This window comes from Pseudomonas zhanjiangensis, assembly GCF_041027545.1.
GTDB classification, from domain to species: domain Bacteria; phylum Pseudomonadota; class Gammaproteobacteria; order Pseudomonadales; family Pseudomonadaceae; genus Aquipseudomonas; species Aquipseudomonas zhanjiangensis.
Genome location: NZ_JBFTEG010000003.1, coordinates 341035 through 366449, shown reverse-complemented (window position 1 = coordinate 366449; position 25415 = coordinate 341035). Strand labels below are relative to the sequence as shown.

General features: G+C 57.7%; 30 protein-coding genes. 5 read left to right on the top strand and 25 right to left on the bottom strand.

Translation table 11 applies throughout. The annotated features are described in order from the left end of the window. Positions 1-29: 29 nt before the first annotated feature. The 12 genes from AB5S05_RS06540 to AB5S05_RS06480 all read right to left on the bottom strand — a co-directional run bounded on the left by AB5S05_RS06540 (position 30) and on the right by AB5S05_RS06480 (position 7797). Entirely contained in the window at positions 30-1019 is a 990-nt protein-coding gene (locus tag AB5S05_RS06540; RefSeq protein WP_369286685.1) for a phage integrase, read from the bottom strand. Next, positions 1016-2299 carry a phage replication initiation factor gene (locus AB5S05_RS06535; protein WP_369286684.1) on the bottom strand — a complete coding sequence of 428 codons (1284 nt, stop codon included), beginning with the start codon at positions 2297-2299 and terminating at the stop codon, positions 1016-1018. Before AB5S05_RS06535 ends, AB5S05_RS06540 begins: the two co-directional genes overlap by 4 nt. A 140-nt stretch (positions 2300-2439) precedes the next feature. Next, complete coding sequence (locus AB5S05_RS06530) at positions 2440-3630, bottom strand: zonular occludens toxin domain-containing protein (RefSeq protein WP_369286683.1); 1191 nt, start codon at positions 3628-3630, stop codon at positions 2440-2442. 11 nt (positions 3631-3641) lie between these two features. Further along, positions 3642-3968, bottom strand: coding sequence for a DUF2523 domain-containing protein (locus AB5S05_RS06525; protein WP_369286682.1), 327 nt, complete (start codon positions 3966-3968; stop codon positions 3642-3644). After that, positions 3968-5266 carry a virulence factor TspB C-terminal domain-related protein gene (locus AB5S05_RS06520; RefSeq protein ID WP_369286681.1) on the bottom strand — a complete coding sequence of 433 codons (1299 nt, stop codon included), beginning with the start codon at positions 5264-5266 and terminating at the stop codon, positions 3968-3970. The genes AB5S05_RS06525 and AB5S05_RS06520 overlap by 1 nt, the downstream gene beginning before the upstream one ends. Before the next feature lie 150 nt (positions 5267-5416). Further along, positions 5417-5659 (bottom strand): major capsid protein, encoded by a 243-nt coding sequence (locus tag AB5S05_RS06515; protein WP_369286680.1) that lies wholly within the window; start codon positions 5657-5659, stop codon positions 5417-5419. A gap of 14 nt (positions 5660-5673) precedes the next feature. Further along, complete coding sequence (locus AB5S05_RS06510; RefSeq protein ID WP_369286679.1) at positions 5674-5886, bottom strand: hypothetical protein; 213 nt, start codon at positions 5884-5886, stop codon at positions 5674-5676. Between the two features lie 197 nt (positions 5887-6083). Further along, entirely contained in the window at positions 6084-6443 is a 360-nt protein-coding gene (locus tag AB5S05_RS06500; RefSeq protein WP_369286677.1) for a hypothetical protein, read from the bottom strand. 278 nt (positions 6444-6721) lie between these two features. Next, positions 6722-6988 carry a hypothetical protein gene (locus tag AB5S05_RS06495; protein WP_369286676.1) on the bottom strand — a complete coding sequence of 89 codons (267 nt, stop codon included), beginning with the start codon at positions 6986-6988 and terminating at the stop codon, positions 6722-6724. 4 nt (positions 6989-6992) lie between these two features. Next, positions 6993-7328 carry a lysogeny maintenance protein PflM gene (gene pflM, locus AB5S05_RS06490; RefSeq protein ID WP_369286675.1) on the bottom strand — a complete coding sequence of 112 codons (336 nt, stop codon included), beginning with the start codon at positions 7326-7328 and terminating at the stop codon, positions 6993-6995. Between the two features lie 39 nt (positions 7329-7367). Continuing rightward, the gene (locus AB5S05_RS06485; RefSeq protein ID WP_369286674.1) at positions 7368-7532 is read right to left on the bottom strand and encodes an Arc family DNA-binding protein; all 165 of its coding nucleotides are present in this window, start codon (positions 7530-7532) and stop codon (positions 7368-7370) included. Next, complete coding sequence (locus AB5S05_RS06480) at positions 7525-7797, bottom strand: helix-turn-helix domain-containing protein (RefSeq protein WP_369286673.1); 273 nt, start codon at positions 7795-7797, stop codon at positions 7525-7527. Before AB5S05_RS06480 ends, AB5S05_RS06485 begins: the two co-directional genes overlap by 8 nt. 119 nt (positions 7798-7916) lie before the next feature. Here AB5S05_RS06480 and AB5S05_RS06475 point away from each other — a divergent pair, with 119 nt between their 5' ends. The 4 genes from AB5S05_RS06475 to AB5S05_RS06460 all read left to right on the top strand — a co-directional run bounded on the left by AB5S05_RS06475 (position 7917) and on the right by AB5S05_RS06460 (position 10293). After that, the gene (locus AB5S05_RS06475; protein ID WP_369286672.1) at positions 7917-8189 is read left to right on the top strand and encodes a hypothetical protein; all 273 of its coding nucleotides are present in this window, start codon (positions 7917-7919) and stop codon (positions 8187-8189) included. 63 nt (positions 8190-8252) lie between these two features. Next, a complete protein-coding gene (locus AB5S05_RS06470) occupies positions 8253-8426 on the top strand; it encodes an NUDIX domain-containing protein (RefSeq protein WP_369286671.1) in 174 nt (57 codons plus the stop codon). 5 nt (positions 8427-8431) lie between these two features. Beyond that, positions 8432-9808 carry an AAA family ATPase gene (locus AB5S05_RS06465; RefSeq protein ID WP_369286670.1) on the top strand — a complete coding sequence of 459 codons (1377 nt, stop codon included), beginning with the start codon at positions 8432-8434 and terminating at the stop codon, positions 9806-9808. Beyond that, positions 9805-10293: a hypothetical protein gene (locus AB5S05_RS06460; RefSeq protein ID WP_369286669.1), complete on the top strand. Its 489-nt coding sequence runs from the start codon at positions 9805-9807 to the stop codon at positions 10291-10293. The genes AB5S05_RS06465 and AB5S05_RS06460 overlap by 4 nt, the downstream gene beginning before the upstream one ends. A 103-nt stretch (positions 10294-10396) precedes the next feature. Here the strand turns inward: AB5S05_RS06460 and AB5S05_RS06455 are convergent, their stop codons facing one another. From AB5S05_RS06455 to AB5S05_RS06440, 4 genes are all read right to left on the bottom strand, one after another. Continuing rightward, positions 10397-10822 (bottom strand): hypothetical protein, encoded by a 426-nt coding sequence (locus AB5S05_RS06455; protein ID WP_369286668.1) that lies wholly within the window; start codon positions 10820-10822, stop codon positions 10397-10399. Positions 10823-10962: 140 nt separating this feature from the next. Continuing rightward, entirely contained in the window at positions 10963-12732 is a 1770-nt protein-coding gene (locus AB5S05_RS06450) for an AAA family ATPase (protein WP_369286667.1), read from the bottom strand. Continuing rightward, a complete protein-coding gene (locus AB5S05_RS06445; RefSeq protein WP_369286666.1) occupies positions 12729-13205 on the bottom strand; it encodes a hypothetical protein in 477 nt (158 codons plus the stop codon). The genes AB5S05_RS06450 and AB5S05_RS06445 overlap by 4 nt, the downstream gene beginning before the upstream one ends. Continuing rightward, positions 13202-14371 (bottom strand): dsDNA nuclease domain-containing protein, encoded by a 1170-nt coding sequence (locus AB5S05_RS06440; protein ID WP_369286665.1) that lies wholly within the window; start codon positions 14369-14371, stop codon positions 13202-13204. Before AB5S05_RS06440 ends, AB5S05_RS06445 begins: the two co-directional genes overlap by 4 nt. A 432-nt stretch (positions 14372-14803) precedes the next feature. On the opposite strand from AB5S05_RS06440, the gene AB5S05_RS06435 reads away from it, so the two are divergent. Then, a complete protein-coding gene (locus AB5S05_RS06435; RefSeq protein ID WP_369286664.1) occupies positions 14804-15379 on the top strand; it encodes a hypothetical protein in 576 nt (191 codons plus the stop codon). A gap of 229 nt (positions 15380-15608) precedes the next feature. Here the strand turns inward: AB5S05_RS06435 and AB5S05_RS06430 are convergent, their stop codons facing one another. From AB5S05_RS06430 to ampD, 9 genes are all read right to left on the bottom strand, one after another. After that, positions 15609-16274, bottom strand: a complete 666-nt coding sequence (locus AB5S05_RS06430) for a hypothetical protein (RefSeq protein ID WP_369286663.1) — start codon at positions 16272-16274, stop codon at positions 15609-15611. Between the two features lie 44 nt (positions 16275-16318). Beyond that, entirely contained in the window at positions 16319-16738 is a 420-nt protein-coding gene (locus AB5S05_RS06425) for a hypothetical protein (protein ID WP_369286662.1), read from the bottom strand. Between the two features lie 156 nt (positions 16739-16894). Continuing rightward, positions 16895-17824 carry a DMT family transporter gene (locus tag AB5S05_RS06420; protein ID WP_369286661.1) on the bottom strand — a complete coding sequence of 310 codons (930 nt, stop codon included), beginning with the start codon at positions 17822-17824 and terminating at the stop codon, positions 16895-16897. A 1-nt stretch (position 17825) separates the two neighbouring features. Beyond that, positions 17826-18470, bottom strand: a complete 645-nt coding sequence (gene can / locus AB5S05_RS06415; protein ID WP_369286660.1) for a carbonate dehydratase — start codon at positions 18468-18470, stop codon at positions 17826-17828. Positions 18471-18681: 211 nt separating this feature from the next. Next, positions 18682-19101, bottom strand: coding sequence for a response regulator (locus tag AB5S05_RS06410; protein WP_369286659.1), 420 nt, complete (start codon positions 19099-19101; stop codon positions 18682-18684). A 157-nt stretch (positions 19102-19258) separates the two neighbouring features. Further along, positions 19259-21196: a bifunctional metallophosphatase/5'-nucleotidase gene (locus AB5S05_RS06405; protein WP_369286658.1), complete on the bottom strand. Its 1938-nt coding sequence runs from the start codon at positions 21194-21196 to the stop codon at positions 19259-19261. A gap of 211 nt (positions 21197-21407) precedes the next feature. Further along, complete coding sequence (locus AB5S05_RS06400) at positions 21408-23438, bottom strand: methyl-accepting chemotaxis protein (RefSeq protein ID WP_369286657.1); 2031 nt, start codon at positions 23436-23438, stop codon at positions 21408-21410. Positions 23439-23936: 498 nt separating this feature from the next. Next, entirely contained in the window at positions 23937-24773 is an 837-nt protein-coding gene (gene ampE / locus AB5S05_RS06395) for a regulatory signaling modulator protein AmpE (protein ID WP_369286656.1), read from the bottom strand. Beyond that, on the bottom strand, positions 24770-25333 hold the full coding sequence (ampD, locus tag AB5S05_RS06390; RefSeq protein WP_369286655.1) for a 1,6-anhydro-N-acetylmuramyl-L-alanine amidase AmpD: 564 nt from the start codon (positions 25331-25333) through the stop codon (positions 24770-24772). The genes ampE and ampD overlap by 4 nt, the downstream gene beginning before the upstream one ends. Positions 25334-25415: the final 82 nt, after the last annotated feature.

Genomic DNA, 25415 nt, shown 5'->3' with positions numbered 1-25415 from the left:
CCCAAATGAAATCATTGATTGCATTGAAATCATCCAGGAGTATAGACGCACTGGGCAAGGGGTGACAGCCTCAGCGCTGACTCCAGGTGATCCGGCGACAGATGCGCATATCGCATGGTCATGGTGATCGAGGAGTGGCCGAGGATTCGTTGCAGGCTGAGGATATCCCCTCCCCCCATCATGTAATGGCTGGCGAAGGTGTGACGCAGGATGTGGGTTAGCTGCCCTGGGGTTTGAAAACCGCAGCGTTCATAGGCGCTACGGAATGCCGCCCGGCAGGACATGAACATCCGACCGTTTCCAGGCATGGCCACCTTGAACGCGGCGTCTTCGACATCCTTCGGGATCGGCACCGAGCGAGACTGCCGATTCTTCGTCCGGTGAAAGTGGGCCTTACCCCCGAAGATCGCGCCCCGCGTCAGGCTCTCCGCTTCATCCCAACGCGCACCGGTCGCCAAGCAGATTAGGGCAACCGGGTAGGTATGGTTGTTCGTGGACTTTCGGCACTCCTCGAGGAGTTGCCCAATCTGATCCAGGGTCAGGAAGGACAGTTCGGTTTGATCAGTCTTGATCTGGCGGACATTGGCCAACGGGTTGATGCCCGACCAAGCCCCCAGGCGAATCAGCTCAGAGAACACGGCGGACAGATAGCGCTGTTCATGGTTAACCGTGCTGGGCGTGGCATCTTTCAGGCGTGACTGGCGATAACGGGCCCAGGCCAGGGCATCGAAGTCGGACACCCGAGGATTGCCCAGGCGCTCTACTACTGCCAGGGTGCGCGACAACCGAGCCTTTTCATCCTTGAGCGAGCAGCCGTGCAAGGCATGCCAGACGCTGACCAGATCCGAGAGGCGATCATCGAGCGGCCTGCCGGTCTGATTGAGAGAGGCGAAATAGTCCGACTCGTAGCGCTGAGCAGCTGACTTGGTGGCGAAGCCCTTTTTACGGATACGCCGACCGGCGCGACCGTTCTCATAGAAATCAGCGGTCCAAGTTTTCCCATCCTTGCGAACCGTCATACCGCCCTGCCCCATCTGACATTTCGCTCCTCGAGCAATGCCTTGATGTGCTTGTACAGGTCGTGCTCGCTCATTTCCTTGGCGGCATAGTGGTCGCGGATCACCGGCCAGCAGTCCCATTGCTGGAGGGTGTCAAAAGCCTTTTTTGCGCCCACCCGCTCCCTTGCCAGCAGGCTGACGAAGTTTCCCAGGAACAGCTCCACGTTCTTGCCGGAGAAGCCTCGCGAGGTTTTGTAGTAGCGCTTGTACTCGGTGTCATCCAGCAGGGAATCCACCGGCAGATCGACCCGCACGTCATCCCGAATCAGGGTCCAGATCGGCGCGAAATAGCCAGGACGCGCCAAGAGCTTGAATTGCCCCAGGCCATAGCGCCACAGGCCGTCCAGATGGCCCGCAAAGGCGGCAAACGACCGGGTGTCGATGGCTTCACCGGTTTTCAGGTCGAGCGAGCCACTGGCGAATTGCTGGATGATCGAGTGGTGATAGCGCAGCTCTACCCGCCAGACGTCTTGCGCCGGGTTGTAGTTGTCCGGGTCGTCTTCGTCGAAGCTGTCACGGCGTTTCCAGACGCTTTCCCAATAGTCGAGCTTGTCGGTGGCGCGGGCCTGCTCGGTCTTGTTGTAGATCGCCAATTGGACGCCACCAGCAGAGCCGAACATCGAGGTTTCACCGCGTCCGTAGACACTGCTTTTGGTTGCCCAGTTGATTTCATTGATGCCAGAGATATCGCGGTGGGTGCGAGCCTTGCAGTGCATGCGGGCCACCAGATCGGCAGGCGGCGTCCAGCCCTGCAGATCCAAGGCCAGATGCACGGCGCACTGGTTGATTTCCACATGGGTCAACACGGCGTCGGCGTAGTGATCCAGGCGTGCTTGCAGACGCTCGGGCGACAGCGCGTCGATGGCATGGGGCGACACTTCGATTTTCAGGTGCGGGCCGATGCTGTCGAGCTTGGCGTTGAAGTTCTTCACCAAGAGGATGATGCCCAGGTCGGCGTTCTGCAGTTTGTACTGGTAGCCCGAATCACGGCCGACGCGACCGGAGTGCCAGCGCTGGCCGGCGAAATCGACCATGACACCCGGTGTCTCAAACAACGCCATGATTTCCGGGCGAATCATGCCCCGGTACAGCTGACGCACGGTGTCGACGCCACAGCGCAGCAGGCGAACGCCTGACAGGTCGGCGAAGCCCATATGGCCCGGATCAACGAAAAGACGACTTTTCGAATCCTCCAGTCCAGTCAGCAGATTGATTCGATGAAAGTCCTTTGCCTTAGCCATATATCACCCAATAGTCTGGTTTAACGTGGGAGTTCATTTCTGTTTATCTGACGTGTTACAGGGACGTCAGCGCGCGCTTTTGGCGCGGCGCTCGTGCCTCGCGCATGCGCCCAAAAGCGCCGAGCGAAGGCGCTGAGCAATCACCACAGGAATTGCCCTTTCTCGTAAGGAACGCGGGTCACTGTGACTCCTGAAGGTTTGATCTCGGTCGCCGGGGCGGAACCGGGCACTGGGGCCGATGGCCTTGGTTCGGCCTGGGCGAGCATCGGGTTTTCTCCTGGCTGGCGGTCAGGGATGGTCGGATCGAAATAGCCATCCCGGGCCACACCAATGCAGAAGTCGAAGGAGGTCTGGTACTTGGTCGACTGCTGGGTGTAGCACTGGCAGGACACGCCATCCTTTACGGTCTGCGGCGGCCTTCTGGCCACCAGCTCGGGGTCACTGCTGGACAGGCAATAGAGCCTCGGGTGGGAGACAGGAGCGGTGAGGTGGTCATAGACCGGCGCCGAGGACGGCAGGTCGGGCACCCGAGGCAGGCGACTGGCCAGGTAGCCGGCAACCGTTTGCACCGGGTTGGCTGGCTCGGGTGAGCTGACCGGGGTGATGAAGGCGCCCACCGTGGATTTCACCTGTTCGACCATGCCGCCCGTATCCGGGCTGGTAGTGCTGGCTGCCAGGGTTCCGCTGTCGGTCTTGGCTTGTGCATAGCGGTCGTAGGCGCGATAGACCAGCACGCCGGCAGTCATGATGACCAGCGTGGCCAAGATGAACTTGGTTGGCAGCTTGGTCTGGAAGTGGTGCTTGGCGTTGCTGCTGGTGTAGGCGGTGAAGTAGCGCTTATCCAGGCGCAGGGACTTCTTGTCGGCATCCTTGAAGCTGGTTTTGACTTCGACCTTTTCCACCACCACTTCGGATTCGAAGCGCAGCAGCTGTTGCGATTTGAACACCCGCCAGTAGTGGACATGGCCGTTGCACAGGCGGCGCAGATGCACATCGAGGTAGCGCGGATCCTGGGTGACCAGATGCACTTCGTGGCCCTGGTGACGCATGGTTTCGAAGCGGGTGATGTGTTCCGCCGGACGCTGGCGAGGGTCGCGGCTACCAAACCAGCCTTGGGCCTCATCCACCACGACGATGGCGTCATTGGGTAGCTCATACCACTTCTCGGGATCTTCGAAGGGATACCAGGGCGCTTGCAGTTGCTCGGGCTTGAGGCCGTTGATGTTGTGGTAGTAGACCAGCCGCCCTTCGGCGTGGGCCTTCTGGTCGACTTCGCGGATGGTGTTGAGGGTCTTGCCGTGACCCGGTTTACCGGTGCGGATGTAGAGCATGAGGCGCTCCTTTAGGCGTCGATGGAGGTGCCGCCCGGCTTGCGCCAGACCTGATTGCGTTTGCGGTCGGTGGCCTTGTCGATGCCGGCCAGGATGAAGCGGGTGGCGATCGCGGCGAAGAAGATGTTGATCACCACATCGAACTTCGCGAGGCCGAGAATCTGTTGGATGATCGGCCCGGCTTCACCCATGCGGGCGAACACGTAGCTCTGCGCCTGACCGATGATCAGGTTGAAGCCGAAATAGGTGACGAAGCCGAAGCCCAGGATGCGCAGGACCATCTTCACCAGGGGGCCGACGATCATGATGAGCAGTTGGGCGATGAACAGGTATTGCATCACTGACCTCCTACGGAGCGGCCGACATAGAGCGCGGCAAAGACACTGGCAGCCACCAGGAACAGCGGACTGAGGGCGCTGGCGGCGTTGCACAGGGGTTCGTAGCTGATCGCGAAGGTGCGACCGCCAGCGGTACTCAGGGAGAAGCTTTCCGCCGCGGGACAGCTGGAGGGCAGGAAGCGGGTGCCTTGGTTGATGAAGGACGGCAGTTCGATCTCGCCGCCTTCCTGCAGCTTGAATTTGTCGCCCTGCAGGAGCGCTTCGATATCGGGCTTCTGCTTGGCGAAGTCGTCTTGTTCCTCGACGTGGCAGCGCAGTTCCTTTTGCTGCTTGAGGATGGCGCACTGGATGACGTCACCCGAGCAGGTCAGATCCCCTTCGCAGCTTTCCCCGCCGACGCTGGCTTCACCGCACTTGTTGGGGTCGGTCGCGGGATCGCAGTCGCCTTCGTCTTCGCCGTCGCCTTCTCCGTCCCCATCGCCCGAGCCGTCGCCATCCCCATCACCCGAGCCGTCACCGTCGCCGCTGCCGTCACCGGAGCCATCGCCGCCACCATCACCGCCACTGCCGTCTCCTGAGCCATCACCCCCATCGCCAGGGTTGGTTGGGTCAGTGGGATCGGAGGGGTCGCCGCCGTCGCCAGGATCGCCACCATCGGACGGCACGCAGGTAGTGCCGGACCAGCTGTAACCGTCGCCACAATTGGGCGGCGGCGGATCGTCGGGGTTGTCGGGGTCGGGTGGAGGCGTACCACCGGTAGGGGCATCGCCTGGAGAACAGGCGGCGCCGGTAAAGGAGCCGGTGCCATAGCAGATACCCGGCGTGGCACCCTCGGGGGTGGCGGCGCAAGTGGAGGTGCCTAGCGAGATTCGGCAACTGTCGGAGCAGCCGTATTCGATATTGCCGAGGCCGTTGGTGTCGGGGCGCAGTAACGACCAGGAGGTTGATTGGCCCGACTTGGCGGCGCATTCGTCAGGGGGTGGCGGGTCCTCACAGACGCCCGTTTGCTTGTTGTAAATCTGGCCAGCGGTAGGGCATGAATCGCCAACCCGGCGAATGTGACCGTTCGTGGTGCCGCCTGATGAGCTCGTCTTGCAATAACCCTCTGTGCCCGCCTCAGAGATGTACTTGACGCCGTAACCGCCAATACCTCCGGGGGTAGGACCACACAAGGTAGACGGAGAAGGCGCTGATCTTTCAAAAAAGTCAGAAATCCAATAGTAGCCAGCGGCACTCGTACCCTGAGCAAAGAACAGCAGGCACAGTGCGAGTAATCCCGAGCGATTGATAAGCGCCATGATCAAACCCGCCCAAAGAAAACGAGGTAGAACGCCAGGGTGGTGAGCAGCAGGACGTACAGTTGGTAGTTCATGGCGTTCTCCAGAAAGAGAAACCCCGCCGGAGCGGGGTTGGGTTGCTTCGGCACTGGTGAGTGCGGTGTGGCCGGGTTACAGGGCGCGGCGCATGTACTTGAAGGCCATGGCGGCGATCAGTACGGCGAACACGGCCCAGCCGATGGTGCCGACGTCGGTACCGGCGGTATCGAGGGCGGCGGTGGCTTCGGTCGGTACTGCGGCGTGCACCGAGCCGGCCAGGGCACTGGCGCCGACAGCGGCACCGCTGGCCAGTTGACGGGAGCGACGACCGAAGCCGGACGCGACGTTTTGCAGCTGGGTTTTCAGGTGTTGCATGGGGTGTTACCTCGCTATTTCAGGACTTTTCTCAGGACCAGGAAGCCGAACACCAGGGCGAACAGGGTGATGACTTCGCCTTGCAGTTCGCCGACCTGATCCCAGGTGAGTGCAGAGCCGCTAAGGGCCTGCATTTCCTCGCTTGTGAGCGAAACCAGGGAGCCGGAGCAGATGGGTTCGCCACCAGCGCCCGCCGACCAGTCGCCCTCACAGGCCAGGAAATTCATGCACCGGCCTCGATCAGGTCGGTGGCTGGTACTTCGCTGGAGTCCCAGCAGTCAGGGCAGACGGTGAAGTCAGGCGCTTGGCGCAGATCGGGCAGCCGGTCGGCCTGGGGCGCCGGTTGGTGGTGCAGTTGGCCCATAGGGCCCCGACACAGGTCACAGATCACGCGGTCGACGATCAACACGGCCTGCCCCTCCGGTTACGACTTGGCGGAATCAGGCGCGGGCTGTTGGGCCGGACGCTGAGGGCTGTGCGGCTGCTGGCGGGAGGCCGGGCGCTGGTCGACGGCTTCGATGTGCAGGGCCAGATTTTTGCCCTTGTTCTGGCCGCCACGGGCGACGTCGAAGGTGATGCGGACCTTCTGCAGCGGGTCGAAGTGGGCGCCGGCGGCGAAGACCTCATCGGCCACATCTTCCGAAATGGCCATGCCGATGATGGACAGGCCATGTTCGCTTTTGCCGTCCGGGTCATCGCCATAGAAAATCTTGGCGTACTTGGCATCATCGACCTGAGTCATCTGGGTGCCGAGAAATGCAACTTCCATAGTTGAGCGTGCCATTGGTGTTTCCTCGTTTTAAGTGCGCCTAAGTGCGCGGTTTTGCCTTTCTGCAGGCCGAGTTATCCCGAGCAAGTGAACTTTTTGAAAGTTCCTACTTACTTGGCTTAGCGGCTTGCGGTGACATTATTTATACGCTGTAACAGGGCCTTATTTTCACTAATGGAAAAATGTCATGGCCTTACTTCTTACTGAGTAACACTGTGTAGCAATGAGTTTTATTGTCGACCCGGTAATTAGTTCTGTTAATTGATATCCCAACACCAAGGGCCACGCCCTTGTCATCCCGTTTCGCCACCTGTGCCCGCGACTGGTAAACCAGCCCCGGACACAGGCGGCGACCGCCTTTCGGGTGGATCGGTGCCGAGGGCGCAGGCGTCCGCCACTCGACTGATGGAGGCGTCCAGGGCTTGGTCGAGCAGATCGACGCCTTCGCTGACGCCCTGCAGGGCCAGCACGGAGGCGAACACGCCGCCGAGGGAGAACGGGATCGACCAGTGCCAGAGCAGAGCCAGCAGGTAGCGGCCGATGCGGAAAGAGACGGTCATTGGCTCAGGCCTCCAGCTCGAACAGATCCCAGCGCGGGACGTAGGGCGTGGGCTTGCCGCTGTCCTGCACAACGCTCCAATACTTCGGCGGCCGGAGCGGTGGCGTGTGTTTCTCGCAGATAAAGGCCGGTGTCGCTGCCCATTCCGAGAGCAGGACTTTCCAGACGCCAGCCACGCAACCCATCTTGAGGGTGCGCACAGGTCGGGCAAATGCGCGGCGGCAGTGGGCGCAGGGTGTGGACGGGCAAGGATCGGGCTTGGCCATTTCGGCCTGAGACCAGCAGACAGAGCAGGCGCAGTTCTCGGGATGCACCAGACGGTTGTAGCTGGACTGATTCATAGGTCATGCCCTCGCCTGGGCGCTGGGAAATGGCGTAGATCACAGCTGAGCCTCCTGCTTTGGCCTTTCCTGGGCGAAGCTCGCCTCAAGGCGGATGACGATTTCAGCATTGAGGGAGCGGCGGGCCTCTTTGGCGGCCTGCTCGACCTGGGTCCGAAGGGATGCCGGCATACGCAGCTTGAATTGCGCGTCTGCCCTACTCATCGGCGTAATCCCCGGCACAGAACACAGTTTTGCCCCGGTCAATGTCGCGGCGGATGCGGTGCAGGTTGATGACGCCGCGGCGGCCGATCTTCACGGTGGGGATGGCTTGAGACTCAACCCAGCCGTGCACTACGTCCGGGCTGACGTCTTCAATGCCGAGCATTTCGGCGAAAACCAGTTGGGAGCAAAAAGGCGAATCACGAAAATCGGTGATGCGCTCTGCGTTTCCCTGTGCGTTGAACCCCACTACTCCAGACTGTTCCATAGCGTTTGCCCTATACTCGTCCAATCAATCGACCCAGATACTTGAGTCAAACTATTTGAACAAAGCATATGAATAAGCCGGCTGACTTTCAAATTATTTGAGCAAGATATTTATACGAAATGAGCATGATAAACGAGCGCGTTAGAACAGTTGCGTCCATGGCTGGCATGGATCGCCTTGTACGAGAGACGCCGATCGGCTCCAATCGCTGGAGAACGGTGCTCTACAACAAGGACGTGCGGATTAGCACAGACGAGATTGAAGCGCTGGGAAAACTGTACCCGGCGTATCGGTGGTGGATGGTCAGCGGCGAGGTAGCACCAGAAATTGGCCAGACGAGCCCCGAATACGACGAAGCCAATCGAAACTTGGCCAATCCAAACGCGGGATAGCGATCTCCAAGGAAGTGACTAGACGCTGGTACGCCCGAAGGAATAGAGGCAAGGAGTAGAGCAATGGGACGTCAGGTGGCCGCGGCAGTCGTTCATCTAGATGGAAAAATCCTAATCACACGCCGCGCACCAGGCAAGAAGCTGGCCGGCATGTGGGAGTTTCCTGGCGGCAAACTCGAACACGAAGAAACTCCACAGACCTGCATCACTCGCGAACACGGCTTTCGACAAGGTTAAGAACAATGCTTAGAAGACTGTACGTGGACAACTTTAAGTCCTGGGAAAATCTAGATATTAACTTTAGCCCAATCACAGGGATATTTGGCCCCAACAGCTCAGGCAAGAGTACAATACTACAATTCCTACTCCTACTAAAACAAACAAAGAATGCAACAGACAGAGGATTAGTTCTCGACTTCGGAAGCACAGATGACTATGTGAACTTGGGTGGATTTCAAGATGTTGTGCACAAACACAATATAGACAGCGAAATCCTCTGGAATGTTACGTGGGAACTACCTAAAAAAACAACAATCAACGACCCACTTGGAAAGAGAACAGACGTACTGGCGACAGATGAGAACCTGAGCATCTGGAGTTCAGTTAAATATCAGAAGAAACAAATAATATGCCAGCACCTCGAATATTTCTTTGGCAACTACAGCTTCTATATGAGCCCAAAGAAGAAAACCACCACCGAATACGAACTCATAGCAGAGTCGGATGACGAGAACTGCAAGTTTCGATTCAAGAGAGTCAAAGCAAGGGCCTGGGCACTCCCTGGACCAATTAAAACCCATCTATTCCCAGACCAAGCAAAAACTTACTTCCAAAACTCGGACTTCCTGAGCGTATTCGAAACAGAGTACGAAAGCCAAATGGACAAAATTTTCTATCTGGGCCCTTTAAGAGAACCTCCGAAACGAGATTATGCCTGGTCTGGCGCAAGCCCGTTAGACGTAGGAAAGAAAGGAGAGCACACAGTAGCAGCTATTCTTTCAGCGACTCTCCGAAACGAAAGGCGAAACCTCGGAGGGCGCACGCACTATAAGTCCTTCCAAGAAATGATAGCCTATTGGCTTAAAGAGCTAGGTTTAATAAGCGATTTCTCAATCACTGAAATCGGAGAAGGCTCAAACCTGTATAGAGCCTTTGTCAAGAAAGATCAATATAGCACCCCTGCATTATTAACGGATGTAGGATTTGGTGTTTCGCAAGTACTTCCAGCGATTGTTCTACTGCACTATGTCCCAGAAGGAAGCGTAGTACTGATGGAGCAACCAGAAATACATTTACACCCAGCGGTCCAGAGCCGATTTGCGGATCTAATATTAAACGTATCAAAAACGCGTCGCTTACAAGTCATTATTGAGAGCCATAGTGAGCATATTCTAAGAAGACTGCAACGTAGAGTCGCAGAGAACCATACCAACAACAAAGATGTTGCACTATTTTTCTGCGATCAAATACGCGGCAAGTCGGCACTATCAAAACTACAATTGAATGAGTACGGAGAGATTAGTAATTGGCCAGAAAACTTCTTCGGGGATGAAATGGGAGAGATCTCAGCCGCCAGGAAAGCAGCCTTAAAAAGAAAAATATTGGCTTCTAAGCAATGAGCATTATCGAAACCAATGTAGCCATTGCAGCCAATGGTCGACACACACATGCTTGCTTTGAGTGCCAACTTGCCTGCGTAGAGCTTCTTGAAGGATTAGTTAGCAGAAAGAGAAGAATAACAATAGACAGTAACGGACTAATGCTGGACGAATACGCGAAGTATTTGTACCACAGCGGACAACCGGATGTGGGAGACGAGTTCTTCAAGTACCTACATGACAATCAGTACATTGACGAGAGAGTACAAAGAGTAAGCATCAACCAAAATAGTGATGAAAAAACTGGCTTTGATGAGCTCCCACCAAACTCTATGGACCCGTCAGACAGAAAATTTCTGGCAGTCGCCATAGTTTCTGGCGAGATAATCTATAACGCGCTAGATAGCGACTGGCATGAACACATCGAAGAAATAGAAGCAATGGGGGTAGCCATAGTACAGATATGCCCCCAGCATGCTATTAAGAATAGGCAGGTGAAAGCTTGAGGCCTATAACTCTCTAGAACCATAAAAGGGGACAGATTTAGTTTCTTCCCCAGCCTCTTCAAACAGGGATGGTAATTCCCCCAGTATTCGCCAGAAGTAGAGATCAGGCCAGGGCTATACGGCACCATTCTTTCGGCACAACAGCCAGATCCACCCAGAGTACGCATACCCAGTAGGCGAAAACTAAAACATAGATGCCTCGAAGAGGAATCCTAACGAGGTAGATCAGGCGCTCGCTCCTTTGCTCCCAGTGTCCGTTAGACCTCAGACCCTTTGCAACCTCTGCAAAACCGGTCATGAACCCATCTAGCGTGACCTCAAGCCAGAAAAATATACCTGTTACGAGGATCCCAGCCATCGGAAGGAGGATCGCGGGGATTCTGCTGGGGTCCCCAGCATATTGGCCAATAACCAACCCACTGATAGCACCTGAATAGAGGCCCAGCATTGCAAAGCGCAGGGTGCTGTAATGACGGATGCTGAGCATCACCTCTGTGTATTCGTGAGCTTTCTCTCTTGAGGTTTGCATCGAGACCTCCACCGATCCTTCAGGGGGTGACTACATTGGCCTGTTTTTCTTGAAAGCTCTGCTTTGGCTAGGACAGAGACGGGCCACAAGCCCCGGTTTATGGGCTTTTCTGGCAAACAGTGTAGCCGCTCAGGTGATTCTTAGTCCTGAATACCACCTAGGTGCAAGAACATGTTCTGATCAGCACCCGGATAAGTAGGCAGCCACTCAGAATCATTTTCATCCCCTGAGTAGTGGTATTCAGTAGTGGAAAATACAACTTGTGTGCCGTGCTGACTGCATAGTTGTTTAAGAGCATCTAGATATCTACCAAGGTCATCATTATTAATATCATGCTGCTTTGGCGTATCTAAGATTATAAATCTAAATCCTGAAACCTCTCGCTCAGCAAAAACCTGAAACACTGCTGCATGATAGGCCAGCACAGTGCGTATTTTAGTACTGCCTTTGATCTGGGCAATGCTTTCAATGCCAAGTAATGGCGTGAAGTCATCTTTAAAGGTTATATCCCTACTAACGTTGTATGTATGCAGTATGTCGAGCCACTCTATAAAACGCCGGCGAATATCCGCTCTGATCTTGATTAACTCAGGCGATGAAGACCTATCGCTAGAGAACGACTGATATAATGTGTATGCTTTGTCTCGCTCAACAATTGAATTGAAATGTTTTTCCTTGAGCGTCGCGACTTTATCAAACTCATTGAGTTGCATCTGCAACTCAAATATTTCTGACTTTAGCTTAGTTATAGAACTGACTAGAGCGGAAATTTCGCTGCTGGCACTTGAGGTATTTCGTTCATCCACAAGCTGCTGGATAACGACCTCTTGAGCGGCGCGCTGCTGTTTTAATTCATCAACTCTTAGTTCGTCAAGGCTGGCGTTGCGCTCTAGATCCTTGATCTGATCACGAAGGTAAAGCAGGTTCTTAGTATAAGACTCTGAACTGGCGGAAAATAGTTGACAAATTTCGGAACCACATACCTCTTGGAAAGATAAGAAAACCCTACGAGCCTCTTCGTTAAGATTAAGGGTCTCGATTTCAGTGTTGATTTCGTGGACTATTCTACCAATGCCTTCATTACGCATCTGGAGTTGGCGGATTTCGTCTGATATTTCGCGGATAACATTTCTACGGCCAGATATAAGGCGATCAATCGCATCGATGGAATCATCACGGCTTGCGCCAAAGCTTTGAAGACTCTCAACTTGAGTTTCGAGCTGCTCTATTTCAGCTACTAGTTCGGCTCTTGATTTATGTATTCCAGAAATACTCTTTTGAGCCGATTCAGCCATTCTGGCTAGTGTTTGGGTTTCTTTATCTAGGTAGTCCAAATGCTCCTTGGCTCTGAACTTATCTTTTTTTACATCAAATGAGTTTTTAACGGGTAGATCAAAGACCATTCTCATCATTTCTGAGAATTGATCCTTAATAAATCGACTTGGTGGGCAATAAATCTCCGCATACCCAATGTCTTGGTCTAGATAGTAAAGTGGTAGAAAGGAGGAAAGGTAGGGGGAGCCAAGTTGATTGCCGGTAGTGACTAAATTGTGCGCTGTTAGATTCAGCCACTCAAAAAGATAGCGAGAATAATCTAGCTCATTAAAGAAGCGCTGCGTAACTCCAGAGGGCTCTGTAACCTGTAGATCAAAGTCTCTGCTGTATACTCGGCGAAGTATCAGATTACCTTTTCTAGATGATACAGTAAGCTCAACATGTTTGCACTTGTCGTAAATGTCATTCCTAAATATACTAGGAAAACCTAAGCAATACGGAATGGATTGCACGACGGGAGTCTTGCCGCAGCCATTAGGTCCGTATAGTTGCGTTATATCGCGGCCGAAATGCAGTAGTGGTGACCCCCAGCCTGAGGGGCCATTTGGATAAATTTTTAAACTTATGAGGTTCATTCCAACTCCAAATCTAGCTGCTTAGCAACACAGATATTTCTATATGCTCTAGCAATCTGGGCAAGATTATAGGCAAGGTCATTATCTTGGCTTGTAGCTCTTGCTATCACTCTTTTGCCTATATCAGTAATGGCAAGGCGGCTTTTTCTGTTGTTGACCTCAATAAGAGAGGTGCTCTCAAGGAAAGTAATAGCCTTAACAGTTCTAACCCTTAGGTTTGCAGACCAGCCTAAGTGCTGAGCTGAGCCTTTAAAGCCTGGCATGGCACCTTCAATACTCTCACCTACAAGCTGGCCTAGTTCAGAAACCCTAGGCTTTCTCTTGTCTTTTGCCATCAAAAGAACGATCAAGCAAATGAGAGGAAGCTGGAAAAGAGCTTCGTTACCAATGTGGTATTTACTTACCGTCGCAGTCTCGATTGGTAAGAGCAAATCGCTCTTTTCAATCGCAGAGAAAAAACTATCAAAGTTCATGACTTACCTTTGACGAGTGCAGAGAATATGCCGCCTAAAACAAGATCATCATTTAGATCGAATTTTAGATCCTTAGTGTCAAGCTCGCTCAGAAAATCTTTGACAGGTTGCCGCAAACTGCTAACGGATAGCATGCCTTGAGGAGTGACGGCAGTCCAAAGTATAGATCCGATTCGTTCGGAAATAAATAAAAGATCCAATTCAGGGATGATGTGTCGTGCATTTCTAAACCACAAATCCCAATCTATTTTGCATCTTGAGCAGTACATGACGGCAGATATGTCTGCGCCACTGTTGCGCAAAGACCTCTGAATCATAGATGCCGACTTAATAGCGTTAGGGTCTCCCCCATCAAGCAAGGCTAAGTAGGCCTCTCTGGATATACTCAATACAGATAACAGGTCATCAATAGAGATTCCTGCAAAAGTCTCGATGGACTCTGCACTCCAGGTTTTTATGATTCCACTTGATTTTCTCTCAACCAGGTCAAGTAGCCTGAGCAAAATCTCCCTGAATTCAGCGCGCTCAAGTTCGATTTCGCTAAATTGATAAATTTTCTCTTTTACAACCAAATCAAAAGAGCTGTCATTTTCTTTTAGGTAGGAAACGTCTGGGCAAAGCTTTAACTTAGAAAGTCGCTCTTTTATTTCTTCTAAAGTGTACTTTTTAGGGTCTTCACTAAAGCATTCGTTAAATCGATCAATGAGGACTCTTGTAAATTTATGAGCAAAGGCGCCAGACTCTATATCTTCCAGCAGATCTATAACTTCATCGCTATTGTGAATATTGCTTTGAAATACAACAGAGTTGCAGTACTGATCAAAAACAACTGTATGTAGCAAGAGCTTGCCAATGAAGCTGTCTTTTATGGCCTTTGAACATTGCTTGGACTGGTCTCTTAGCGTGGACTTGAGCCCGAATAATTCATTAACGGTCCAATTATGGTTTTGCTTGCCCTTGGTTTTTACTTGGTAAAATATATAGGTAAAACCATTGCTATCTTTCTTTCTGATGACGAAGTCGTCATGCAAGTCGCAGTAAACCCTATCGATATCGAGCCCTTCAAGAATCGAGAGAGTTGCTACCGCTGCTGAGCGAACTTGTGCGCGATATCTGCTGAAAGAGTCTCTGCCACTTTGCTCCCTTGGGCTTTTATTCTCAAGCATCATCCTGGCCTATAATTGCTTAGCATTATTGCAGACATACAAGTTAGGTAGGGCATATATAGGATATGCCTGAACTCGTAATAGGAGGGGGTCGCGATGGGTCATCCTGACGTAGCTCTAGTCCGTTGATTGGCAGATTGCCATTAGCGAAAACTATCTCGCGAGAGCAGGAAGGTAAAGGGGGCAGGGTGACTACATTGGGCGAATTTTCTGGAAAGCTCTGCTTTGACGAGGGCGAGGCGGGCTGAAAGCCTTGCTCTATGGCGTTTCCTGGGTCAGTGTGTAGCCGCTCAGGTGATTCATAATGCTGGGGTCCGGGGTTCAAGTCCCTGCGTAGCCACCAAACAAAACAAGGGTTTACCGAAAGGTAAGCCCTTTTTTGTTTGCGCGAGTAATCACAGCCCGCTCAGCCCCCAGACAGGCAGGAAGCCAATGAACATTCTCAAGACCGTACTCGTCGCAGGTGCGCTGTTCGCAGCTGGCACGCTCCTCTACCCCACTCTCCCGCAACGCTATCAGTACGAGATAGCCGACTGGTATGAGCGTCTGGGCACCCCTACATACGCAGAATCCCCGGATTACTTTTCTGCACGCCCTCAACACGAGGTCATAGGCGAAAACAAGGCACGCGGCCATGAGCTCAAGTGCTACGGCAACTTGGGCCCAGCTGAACGCATTGACGCCCACGATGATTACCTGTGTTCGGCCCACATCAGTCATGCGTACGACAACATTCCGGCCCGCCTGGTAACCTTCTTCTTTTCCGACGGCAAGCTACACAACGTACGTATCGAGTTCGCTGCAGGGAGCTTCCCTAAGCTGCAGGACTACCTCACGAGAAAACTCGCCGACTACACCCGCCTCGACCAGCTTCCAGGCGCCAGGTTTGGCACCGACCCGTTCGGAAAGAAGCTAGTTGTGTGGCGAGTGAAGCAAGGACTAATAACCGCTGCCGCCGAAGATACGCCTGGGCAGCCGCCCATCATCCTGTGGAGCAGTTACCGGTAGCCCCAGACGCGAACAGCCAACTGGACCGGCACTATGCCCCTAAACGTCAAATGAATAACATGGAGACCGGCTGCCCCCACATCATGGGCTTCTCTGGCTCAAGGTGTAGGCGCTCGGGTGGCGCACAAGGCTGCAGAGGCGAGCTCCGCTCAGGAGACACTGGCGGTACTGAGGCATATGCACACCGCTGCCCGAGCCGATCGAGCTGTCGGCATCGCCAGCGTGGAAATCAAGCACCGCGCCACCAGAACCACAAGGGAACGGGCGCCACGGCACAGGCCACCAGCGCGAGATAGCCAGGAAATGGCACCAGCCTGCTCATACCGACGATCAGCCCAATACCACCACCGCCGCCGATCAAGGCATTACCCGGCAGATTCAGCAGCAAGGCGATCGTCAGGTAGCGGTGTTCAAGCAGAAACGGGGCGACTGCGGTAGGGATCTTGTCGTTCAGCAGTTTCAATCGCGCCTTCGAGTCGAGCGGCTCAAGCTGGCGGATCAGGTCGCCGGCACGATAGAGGTGCAGCCAGTCGAGCATCAGCCACAGCAACCTTGGCGGCAGGGCGCGCCCCACGGCGAAGCTGAGCGACAGCGCCGCCAGCGTACACAAATAGATGAGTAACGCGCCTTTGCTGCCAAGCAGGAACATCAGCGTCAGGCCGACCTCGATACCCGGCATGAAAGGCGTGGCCATTAGCAGCACATAGAGCAGCGCAACGCCCAGCACCATGGCATGCATGAAGGGCTCATGCCGAGGGAAGAGCTGAAAGTCGATCTGTCGCATCAGCCAGGAGCCAGCGACATTCAGCCCCACCACCACCGCGACAAACAGCGCGACCTTCAGGTAACGCGCCCAACGCAAGGGCAGTCGTGCCGTATGCCGGGATTGGGCCATTGCTGGGTCTCCGTTGCAAAATTAATGCAGCGTCCGCGGCCCTCCTACTCCTTGAGCGTACCCTCGAACCAGTATTCACGACGGGTATCCCAATACCAACGCTTCTTGGTCCAGACAAAGGTGGCGCGTGCGGTATCGCCTTCGACCACGCCCTGCCAGGCAATCTGGCCATGGCTGGGGCTGGTGGTGAGCGCCTCGAAGTAGATTCGCTCGCCGTCGACTCGGGTCGAGTACTCGCTGCTGCCAAAGCTGTAGGGCTCGCAAGAGGCAGAGGTGAACAGGCCGTCGGCGAAGATAAGCGCCTCCTGCTCATCGGTCGCCAGCGAATGGCCTTTTTCGCCATTGCGGCCGATGAAGGTCTTGCCATCGAGAAGATGGGAGGGCTCTGCGGCGTAACCCGCCTGCACCGCCAAGCTCCCCAGCATCGCAGCAGCCAGCACACAGGCAAACACGTGTCCGATCATCGGCAACCTCCACCCACCACGCCGGCCCTGAACTAGCGGGCTCGTACGCTCGGAGCCTGTTGCTTGCCAGTCTAGCAAGGCAGCGCAGCGACGGCGCAGCGCCAGCCCGGCGGTAACGCGCGGGGACAAGGTCGGCGACCCGAGCCAGCGCCTGGGTCAACGGCTCCGCGCAAGGCGTAGGCGCCGGGGCTGTCGCTGCGCGCCCAACAGCAAGCCGGCGAAGATCATCCCGCCGCCAACCCAGTGAAAGCCCTGCAAACCCTCACCCAGCAGCAACCACCCGAGCAGGGCGGTGAAGACCGGCATCAGGTAATTGGTCAGCGCCGCCTTGGCAGCACCGACCACCCGCACGCCGTGGTTCCAGGCCAGGTAAGCCAGCAGGGAGGCAAATACGGCCGTATAGCCGATGGCGCCGAGAGTGCTGGCACTGATCGCAAAGCGCGCGCCCTGGCTGAGCTCATACAGGTAGAACGGCAGGATCAGCGGCAGGCCAAGCAGCATCAGAACGCCGAGCAGGGCCAATGCCGGGATCGGCACCAGGTAGGCGGCCCAGTGTCGCAGCAGCAGTGAGTACAGAGCCCAGTCGGCCACCGCCACCAGCATGATCAGGTCGCCAGGGTTGAAGGCCAACGCCGTCAACGCGCTCCAACTGCCCCGGCTTATCAGCACCAGCAGGCCGCTCGCCGCCAGCCCCATGCCCCACCAAGCGCGGGGCTGCGGCCACTCGCCGAGCAGCAGGCCGGCGCCAATGAAGGTCATCAGCGGCAGGCAGGTGTTGACCAGGGTGATGTTGATCGCCACGGTACTCTGCGCCGCGCTGTACAGAAACGAGTTATAGCCGGCGATACCCAGCGCGCCGAGGACCACCAGCCGCCAGCCGGCATACCGTAGCGCCGCGCGATGGCGCCATAGTGGCGCCAGAACAAACGGCAGCAACAAGCCCAGGGCCAGGAACCAGCGCCAGAAGGCCAGGGCGAATGGCGCGATCTCACCGGCGACGGCGCGGGCGACCAGGGCGTTGCCCGACCAGCAGAGCACCGCAACCAGCAACCCCAGCAGGGCCAGGCTGCGCGAGCTGTTGGCCATCTCAGCTCTGGCCGAGCGGGCGCAGGCGGTATTGCGGGGGTAGCTGCTCAATGCCGCTGACGGTGACGTTGAGGTTCTTCCAGCGACCGTCCTTGATGCCGTAGATGCAGCCGTGCACCGACAGCGACTGACCACGATGCCAGGCATTCTGCACGATGGTGGTGTGGCTGACGTTGGCGACCTGCTGGATCACGTTGAGCTCGCAGAGGCGGTCGACCCGCTCCTCCTCGCTCGGCAACTTCGCCAGGTGCTCGCGATGTTCGTAGTAGAGGTCGCGAATGGTCCGCAGCCAACCGTCGATCAGGCCGTATTGAGAATCCTGCATGGACGCGCGCACCCCGCCACAGCCGTAGTGGCCGGTAACCAGGATGTGCTTGACCTTGAGCACGTCGACCGCGTACTGAATCACCGAGAGGCAGTTGAGGTCGGTGTGCAGCACCACGTTGGCGACGTTGCGATGGACGAACAGATCGCCCGGCAGCAGCCCGACGATCTCGTTGGCCGGCACCCGCGCATCCGAACAGCCGATCCACAGGTATTCCGGCACCTGCTGACGGGCCAATTTGGCGAAAAACTCGGGATCCTCCCGAGTGATCGCCTCGGCCCAGCGGGCATTGTTGTCGAACAGTTCTTGCAGATCGTTCACGCTTGCATCCCCTCGCTCGATGCCTCACCACAGGTGAGGCGTAGGCGGCTTTGACACCCCAGCCGAGTGCCTGGGTCACAAAGGCTCCGCCGACGAACCTGCGCACGTCTGAGGATTGCGCGCAAGGTGCTCGCCATCTACCGAGCTTGGCGAACCAGGGCAAGTCGGCGCGCGGGGGACCCTGCTCCCGCTATCTCAATCACAGGGACCGCTAGGTGCCCAATTCGCCGCGCAGCACCTGTAGCAGTTGAGGCAGGTCGAAGGGCTTGAGAAAGAAATCCACCACATGCAGGCGCATTGCCTCGATGGCGTCCCCCACGCCTGCGTCGCCGGAAACCATGATCACCGGTATCAGCGCATGCTCGGAGTCGCGCACCTGTCGAATCAACTCCAGGCCGGCCCCCTCGCCGCTGACCCGCAGATCGATGATCATCAGACCGATGTCCATATCGGCGCTCAGCGCCTCCAGCGCCTTCTGCGGACTCGCCGCGACGAGGTAAGCGATATCCGCCTGGCCGAGCAGCTTGGCCAGCTTACCCAGGGTATTGGGGTCATCCTCGACCAACAGCACCTTGCTCGTGGTTCGATCAGGCACGCCAATGGCTTCGGCCAAGGCATCGATCTCATCCATATTTAGAGCGGCATCATTCGACATCCCTGCTTCCCCTTCGAGGCAGCTCTCTTGCCTCATTGACCAATTGCCCGCGTCTTCAGCCCAATGGCTTTCGATATACTCTGGAGTCGGCGTCGAGCGACGGCGGCTTGCAGCCGGGCGATCCACGCAGGGCTCAGGCCGGCTCCAGCCGCCCGCCACTGCGCGGCCATTTGCGCCGCACCAACCCGATGATCAGCAGCAAAGCGGCCAACAGCGCCACGCTCGCCCCCCATTGCATAATGCCAGCATAGCGATATAGAGCGGCCGGAGAAAGGCTCGGCTCGCGCAACATGCGCAGTTCGGCTGCCGCGCCATGGGTGGGAATGTCCGCCAGGCCATCGCCATCGAGGTCCGCCAGGCTGCGGATATGGTCGAGCAGGCCCTGCCACTCCTTGTACTCCTGTACACCTGGCTTGGCGGGATCGGCATCGATGATCGCCGGCCTCAGATCGGCCAGGGGGCGACCCTGGGCGTCCTTGGGCTGCACCTGGAGCAGCCCCTTGCTCAGATCGCCGATCAACCAGGTGAAGCTGCCGACATAGCTCGTCGCACCGATGCTGTAGAGCCGCTCATCGCTCAGGTCCAGGGCGCGATAACCCTGCTCGGCATCGCCCAGCTCGATTCTGCTTACCCTGTCGAGTGGCGCTCGATAGGGGTTGTAGGCAAAGCGAAGGCCCGATACGCGCGGGTAGTAACTCGCGCTGTCACGCATCTGGTAGGCGACCAGCAGCACCTCGAGAATATTCTTCAATTCCCGGCCGGTGACGTACACCTTGAGCAGCGGGTAGCCCGGTACATCGTCGAACTCACCGATGCCCAGCGGCGCCAGCCGAAACAGGTCGGAGACACTCTGCACACCGCCACGCCCCTGGACCAGATTGTCACGCAGGGTACCGTTGCCAGTGAAGGCGATATCGCTGGCGGCGGCATGGCGCAGCGCGTCGGTGACCAGATTGCCGAGCACGGGATCATCGAACTCGCGGGTCAGGCTACGGTCGACCTTGGCCAGCGGCTGGTCGAAGCGATACCCCTTGGGCGCCAGCATTCGCGCCTCGACTACTCGCTTGAACCCCTCGACCTCGGCGGTAATGGCCTGGTCACCGGGTATCTGGTCGTTCAATGGATTCAGCCGGTATTCGAGCACATGGGGCTTGCCACCGGCGTCCAGGCGCATGCGCAACTCGCCGAGGTACTGGATTTCCGAACCGGCCTGCATCACCGGGGTACGCCCGTTGACCAGCAGCGGCTGGGCCAGCGCCGTGTGCGAGTGACCGCCGACGACGATGTCGATACCCGGCACCTGCTCGACCAGTTCCACCTCCTCGCCGCGCCAGCTGCCATCGGGCTGTTGAACAATGCCCATGTGCGACAGCAGGATGATCACCTCGGCGCCTTCCGCCCGCAGCTTGCGCACCATGGCCCTGGCCGTGTCCACCGGGTCGGCAAAGGTCAGCGGCTTGATCATCGGGCTGACCGCTACCGCATTGTCACCGAGCAGGCCGAACAGCCCGAAGCGGATGCCGCCCTTGTCGATCAGCTTGTAGGGCAGAATGCGCCCCGCCTCGGCATGTGCCTGCAGGCTGTCATCTTCATGGCGCGCCGGGTCGAACTGCAGATTGCTCGCCAGCAGCGGCACCAGGGACGGTCCCGCGACCCGCTGCGCCGCCGTAATCATTGCCGCCAAGCCGGCCGGCCGGAAGTCGAACTCGTGATTGCCCAGGGTCGCCGCGTCGTAACCCAGTTCGCTGAGCAGGCGCAGTTCGCCACCGATCTCGCGGCTGACCGTGTGAAACAGCGTGCCCATGCTGAAATCGCCACCGTCGAGCAACAGTACTGCCTGCTCGCCGGCAGCCGCGCGCCGCGCCTGCACCAGGGTGGCCAGGCGCGCCACGCCACCGACGGTGTCGTCGTCATTCACGGTGGCCGGACTGTATTCGTTGTTCGGGCCGAAGCCGAGCAGACGCGACTGCCAGTCATTGGTATGGAGGATGGTGAACTCCCGCTCGGCGGCGGGCGCCAGGCCGGCCAGCAACAGGCAGCAGGCAGCGAGCCAGGGACGGAGCAATGGCATGGGCGTTCCTTCAGCAAGAATGGCGGGCGGCCACCCTGGCAGGGCGGCGGATGGGCCGGCAGTATGGGCCAGGCCAGCGGCCCAGGCAGCGACGGATCGGGCCGCCGCCACTCGCCAATCGGGCCAACCCCGGGCGCCTGCGCCGCCAGGCCGCGGCCTCTGAATGCACAAGGCCCGCCAATTGGCGGGCCTTGTGCATTCATCGGGCCGATCAGACGCGGAAGGCACCGATCAGCTGCTTGAGCCGCGAAACCAGTTCGGACAGCTCGCGACTGGCCCGCTCGGTCTGGCTGGCGCCCTCGGCGGTACGCTCGCCGGCGCGGTTGATCTCGACGATGTTCTGGTCGATATCGTGGGCCACTGCGGTTTGCTGTTCGGCGGCCGCGGCAATCTGCTGGCTCTGGTCGACGATCATGCCCACCGCGCCCAGGATATTTTCCAGCGCGAGCTGTACCCTGCCCGATTCGCTGACCGTGCCATCGGCCATCTGGTGGCTGACGTTCATGGTCTTCACCGCTGCACCCACGCCGCCTTGCAACCTGTCGATCATCTTCTCGATTTCTTCGGTGGACTGCTGAGTGCGCTTGGCCAGATTGCGCACTTCGTCGGCCACCACGGCGAAACCACGGCCCTGCTCGCCGGCCCGCGCCGCCTCGATCGCCGCGTTGAGCGCCAGCAGATTGGTCTGCTCGGCGATCCCCTTGATCACGTCCAGCACCTGGCTGATCGACGCACTGTCGCTGGCCAGTTGGTTGATCACCGCAACCGACTGGTCGATCTCGTCGGCCAGCCGCTGGATGCTGCCGACCTGGGACTCGACCAGGGCACGACCGCTGACGGTTTCCTGATTGACGCTCTGCGCACTGTCCACCGCAGCCGCCGCGCTACGCGCCACTTCCTGGGCGGTGGCGGACATCTGATTCATTGCCGTCGCCACCTGCTCGATCTGGCTGCGCTGGCTGGCCACCGACTGGTTGCTCTGACCCGACACCGTCTCGACGCTGTCGGCCTGGCGCTCGACCTCCACCACGGTCTGGCCGACACGCTCGATCAGGTCGTGAACCTTGCGCACGGTCTCGTTGAAGACCAGGCCGAGCTCGCCCAGCTCGTCTCGACTCTGGGGGCTGAAGCTGACGGTCATGTCGCCGGCCGCGACCTTGTCCATCACCTGACCCAGGCTCTTCAAGGTGGTACGTGTCGACACATAGAAGCCGCTGTAGAGGTAGACGATCAACAGGAATACCAGCACCAGCGCGACCGCCAGCAGCAGCATCTGGCCACGGTTTTCCTGCAGGCGAATCTGCAGTTGCTGATCGAGGAACGCCAGCACCGCATCGTTGAACGCATAGGTCTTGCCCAGCGCGCCGCTGACTTCATCGAAGAACTGCGGCCAAGGCGTGTCCAGGCTGTCGGCGATCACCACCCTGTCCTCGAACAACTGCGCGGTGTCCTTGAGGGTTGCCTGGCTGGTCATGGCCAGAGACTCCAGCGCCGCACGTGCGTCCGGGTTGGCATTCAAGGCGTCCTGCAGGTTCAGGCCGTACTCTGCATGAAGTTTTTCCAACTCCAGGAGCAAGTCGTCGAACTTGGTGCTCGCCGCCGAGTTCAGAAAGCCCTGGCCCAATGAATAGGCGCCGACCGCGCGGCCCTCGCTCAGGGGCGCGGTCACCATTGGCGTCACCACCGTGACCAACTCGGCCATCTGGCGCACCTCGCGCTGGCGGTCCTGGCTCAGCCCCGCCTGGCTGGCGACCAGCTTGATGAATACCTGCGACTTGCCCAGCAGCTTCCTGGCCGTCGCCGTCTTGCTCTGCAAGGACGTGTCGCCCTCCAGCGCCTTGAGCTCGGCGAGCATCTCGTCGCGCTTGGCATTGAACTCGGCGATTTGCTCGGCCTCGTGCACCACCGGCATCAGCCCCTGCAATGCGCTTTCCAGATCGCCGTGCAACTGTTCGATGCGCTTCTCGAGATCACCAGCCTGACCTGACTGGCCGATCATTTCGTTGATCTGCAACAGGTCGGCAAAACTCTCCAGATCTCGCCGCAGCGACAACGAGGCGCCGAGCAGATCGAGGCTCTCGAGAGCGGCCTGGGTACCGACGAATTGGCGGTAGGAGTCACGCACCAGGTAGAAGTTGGTCACCAGCATGGGCAGAAAGAACAAGACACTGATCAAACTGAACTTCATGCCGAAGCTGAGGCGATTCATTAGCGCGATGGCCGGATACAGCACGGTCTTCACAGGACGTCTCCAGTTCTAGTTATTTTGGCGCGAAACAGAAAGCCGCCCGGCGGGTCACAGGGCCACTTTGCACTCCTCAGAGCTCGATCCGAGACGCAGGATCAACGCAGTGCATCCAGGCAGATGCGCACTGACCACGCCGCGATAGGCGAACCGAACACAGCCACCTATATACCCGTTATCGACGCGATGCACTGTAACTTAAGGTTAAGAATGGCGCGGCCTTGCGCTGGACGAAATGGGACTCGCGCCGCTCGCTCGGCGCAGCCCCGTCGCGAAGGATATGACCATGCCCCGGACAGCTGTACATGCAGGGCACGGCGGCAGCCGAAGCCGCTTTACCGGGGAAAGCTCCTGGCATTGCGGCAAGAGCATGACTGGCACCTAGAACCGCCTGACCAACCAAGCGCTGCACCGGCAGGAGCAGGCGCAGGCGTCGGTGCGACGCCTGGACGCATCAGCCAACCAGACGGGCGTGCCCGCTCCGCCAGCAATGTCCTAGTAGAACAGCGCCCACAGGGCAAACACCGCGTACCAGAGCACCGCGGCACGCACCATCAACTGCCACAGACCATCCAGGCTGGCGACGCCAGCCTCGCCGATCTGCGGCTCAGGCGCTTCACTGGCGGCGCGGCCGACGTTGATCACCAGTTGCGCCGCGGAAATGTCCCAGCTCAACAGTTCATGCAGCAGCGCCCGATTGACCGCTACGAAGTCGCCCACTATGGCGAAGCTCACCGCCAGCACGCGCACCGGCAACCAGTCGAAGGCATGACGCAGGGCCACGGCGCGCTCGCGAACATTCACCTGCTGGCCATGCTCGGCCATCATCGCCAGCAGCCGATAGGCCAGCGCCGCCAGGGGGCCGAGCAAGGCATACCAGAAGATCACCGCAAAGAAGCTCTGGTAGGCCTGCCACACCATGTACTTCTGCACCGACTGCAGCAGCGCCGACTCGTTTTCGGCCTCCAGCGCCAGGTCGCGCCGGGCCACCAGATAGGCCGCCTCGCCGTCACTGCGGCGCCAGCTATCGCGGAAGGGCCCCAGTGCCGCCTGCAAGTCGCCACGTCCCAGGCTGTAGACCAGCACCAGCAGGTGCACCGGCAACACCAGCCAGCCGTAGAGCAGTGGCTGCAGCACGGCCAAAACAATCCATAGACCCAGGAGGGGCAACAGCACCAGGACTATGACCGCCAGCCACGGGCTCTCGACGAAATCATTCTGCCGTTCGGTCCAGGCCAGCAAGCGCAACCAAGGGCCATCGTGCTGGATATGGGTACGCCACGAAGAGAATTTCTCGACCCAGAGCACCAGTAGCAACACCAGGAAAGTCATACCCGCTCCTTTTTGTCCATGAGTGCGGCACGCAAGCGTGGCCAATCGAATGCCGGCCCCGGATCGGTCTTGCGTGTCGGCGCGATATCGCTGTGCCCGCAGATTCGCTCTAGGGTGATCGCCGCAAAGCACCGTTGCAAGACAAGTGTAAGCTCAACCAGGGCCGCGTACTGGACATCGGTAAAGGGCTGCTGGTCGGTTCCTTCCAGCTCGACACCGATGGAGTAATCGTTGCAGTTCTCGCGGCCGTCGAAACAGGACTGGCCGGCATGCCAGGCCCTCTCGTTACAGGAAACGAACTGGGTAATCACCCCGTCGCGCTCGATCAGGAAGTGCGCCGATACCTGCAGCGCCGCAATCTCGGCAAAGTAGGGATGCTCCGAGGCGACCAGACGATTCTGAAAGAACGCCTGCACCTTGCCGGTGCCGAACTGGCCCGGTGGCAGGCTGATATTGTGAATGACCAGCAGGGAGATCTCGCCCGGCGGACGCGCATTGAAATTGGGGGAGGGACAGTGGCGTATGCCGTGACACCAACCACTGGTGCAATCCAACTGCATAAAGGCTCCTCGTCAGAGCCATCACTCTAGAGCACCCTCACCACCAGGCCAAGCGTCAGCCGCCCAGGAAACCGGCAATGGA

Bases quoted from the DNA above. Each gene is read 5' to 3' on its own strand.
- AB5S05_RS06440 (WP_369286665.1), bottom strand. From the start codon at position 14,371: ATGCTTGAGAATAAAAGCCCAAGGGAGCAAAGTGGCAGAGACTCTTTC.
- AB5S05_RS06450 (WP_369286667.1), bottom strand. From the start codon at position 12,732: ATGAACCTCATAAGTTTAAAAATTTATCCAAATGGCCCCTCAGGCTGG.
- AB5S05_RS06515 (WP_369286680.1), bottom strand. From the start codon at position 5,659: ATGCAACACCTGAAAACCCAGCTGCAAAACGTCGCGTCCGGCTTCGGT.
- AB5S05_RS06405 (WP_369286658.1), bottom strand. From the start codon at position 21,196: ATGCCATTGCTCCGTCCCTGGCTCGCTGCCTGCTGCCTGTTGCTGGCC.
- AB5S05_RS06500 (WP_369286677.1), bottom strand. From the start codon at position 6,443: ATGGCACGCTCAACTATGGAAGTTGCATTTCTCGGCACCCAGATGACT.
- AB5S05_RS06465 (WP_369286670.1), top strand. From the start codon at position 8,432: ATGCTTAGAAGACTGTACGTGGACAACTTTAAGTCCTGGGAAAATCTA.
- AB5S05_RS06510 (WP_369286679.1), bottom strand. From the start codon at position 5,886: ATGAATTTCCTGGCCTGTGAGGGCGACTGGTCGGCGGGCGCTGGTGGC.
- AB5S05_RS06530 (WP_369286683.1), bottom strand. From the start codon at position 3,630: ATGCTCTACATCCGCACCGGTAAACCGGGTCACGGCAAGACCCTCAAC.
- AB5S05_RS06460 (WP_369286669.1), top strand. From the start codon at position 9,805: ATGAGCATTATCGAAACCAATGTAGCCATTGCAGCCAATGGTCGACAC.
- AB5S05_RS06525 (WP_369286682.1), bottom strand. From the start codon at position 3,968: ATGCAATACCTGTTCATCGCCCAACTGCTCATCATGATCGTCGGCCCC.
- AB5S05_RS06475 (WP_369286672.1), top strand. From the start codon at position 7,917: ATGAGCATGATAAACGAGCGCGTTAGAACAGTTGCGTCCATGGCTGGC.
- AB5S05_RS06520 (WP_369286681.1), bottom strand. From the start codon at position 5,266: ATGGCGCTTATCAATCGCTCGGGATTACTCGCACTGTGCCTGCTGTTC.
- AB5S05_RS06455 (WP_369286668.1), bottom strand. From the start codon at position 10,822: ATGCAAACCTCAAGAGAGAAAGCTCACGAATACACAGAGGTGATGCTC.
- AB5S05_RS06540 (WP_369286685.1), bottom strand. From the start codon at position 1,019: ATGACGGTTCGCAAGGATGGGAAAACTTGGACCGCTGATTTCTATGAG.
- AB5S05_RS06430 (WP_369286663.1), bottom strand. From the start codon at position 16,274: ATGGCCCAATCCCGGCATACGGCACGACTGCCCTTGCGTTGGGCGCGT.
- AB5S05_RS06435 (WP_369286664.1), top strand. From the start codon at position 14,804: ATGAACATTCTCAAGACCGTACTCGTCGCAGGTGCGCTGTTCGCAGCT.
- AB5S05_RS06410 (WP_369286659.1), bottom strand. From the start codon at position 19,101: ATGGATGAGATCGATGCCTTGGCCGAAGCCATTGGCGTGCCTGATCGA.
- AB5S05_RS06480 (WP_369286673.1), bottom strand. From the start codon at position 7,797: ATGGAACAGTCTGGAGTAGTGGGGTTCAACGCACAGGGAAACGCAGAG.
- AB5S05_RS06445 (WP_369286666.1), bottom strand. From the start codon at position 13,205: ATGAACTTTGATAGTTTTTTCTCTGCGATTGAAAAGAGCGATTTGCTC.
- AB5S05_RS06470 (WP_369286671.1), top strand. From the start codon at position 8,253: ATGGGACGTCAGGTGGCCGCGGCAGTCGTTCATCTAGATGGAAAAATC.
- ampD (WP_369286655.1), bottom strand. From the start codon at position 25,333: ATGCAGTTGGATTGCACCAGTGGTTGGTGTCACGGCATACGCCACTGT.
- AB5S05_RS06485 (WP_369286674.1), bottom strand. From the start codon at position 7,532: ATGAGTAGGGCAGACGCGCAATTCAAGCTGCGTATGCCGGCATCCCTT.
- AB5S05_RS06420 (WP_369286661.1), bottom strand. From the start codon at position 17,824: ATGGCCAACAGCTCGCGCAGCCTGGCCCTGCTGGGGTTGCTGGTTGCG.
- AB5S05_RS06535 (WP_369286684.1), bottom strand. From the start codon at position 2,299: ATGGCTAAGGCAAAGGACTTTCATCGAATCAATCTGCTGACTGGACTG.
- pflM (WP_369286675.1), bottom strand. From the start codon at position 7,328: ATGAATCAGTCCAGCTACAACCGTCTGGTGCATCCCGAGAACTGCGCC.
- AB5S05_RS06495 (WP_369286676.1), bottom strand. From the start codon at position 6,988: ATGACCGTCTCTTTCCGCATCGGCCGCTACCTGCTGGCTCTGCTCTGG.
- AB5S05_RS06425 (WP_369286662.1), bottom strand. From the start codon at position 16,738: ATGATCGGACACGTGTTTGCCTGTGTGCTGGCTGCTGCGATGCTGGGG.
- ampE (WP_369286656.1), bottom strand. From the start codon at position 24,773: ATGACTTTCCTGGTGTTGCTACTGGTGCTCTGGGTCGAGAAATTCTCT.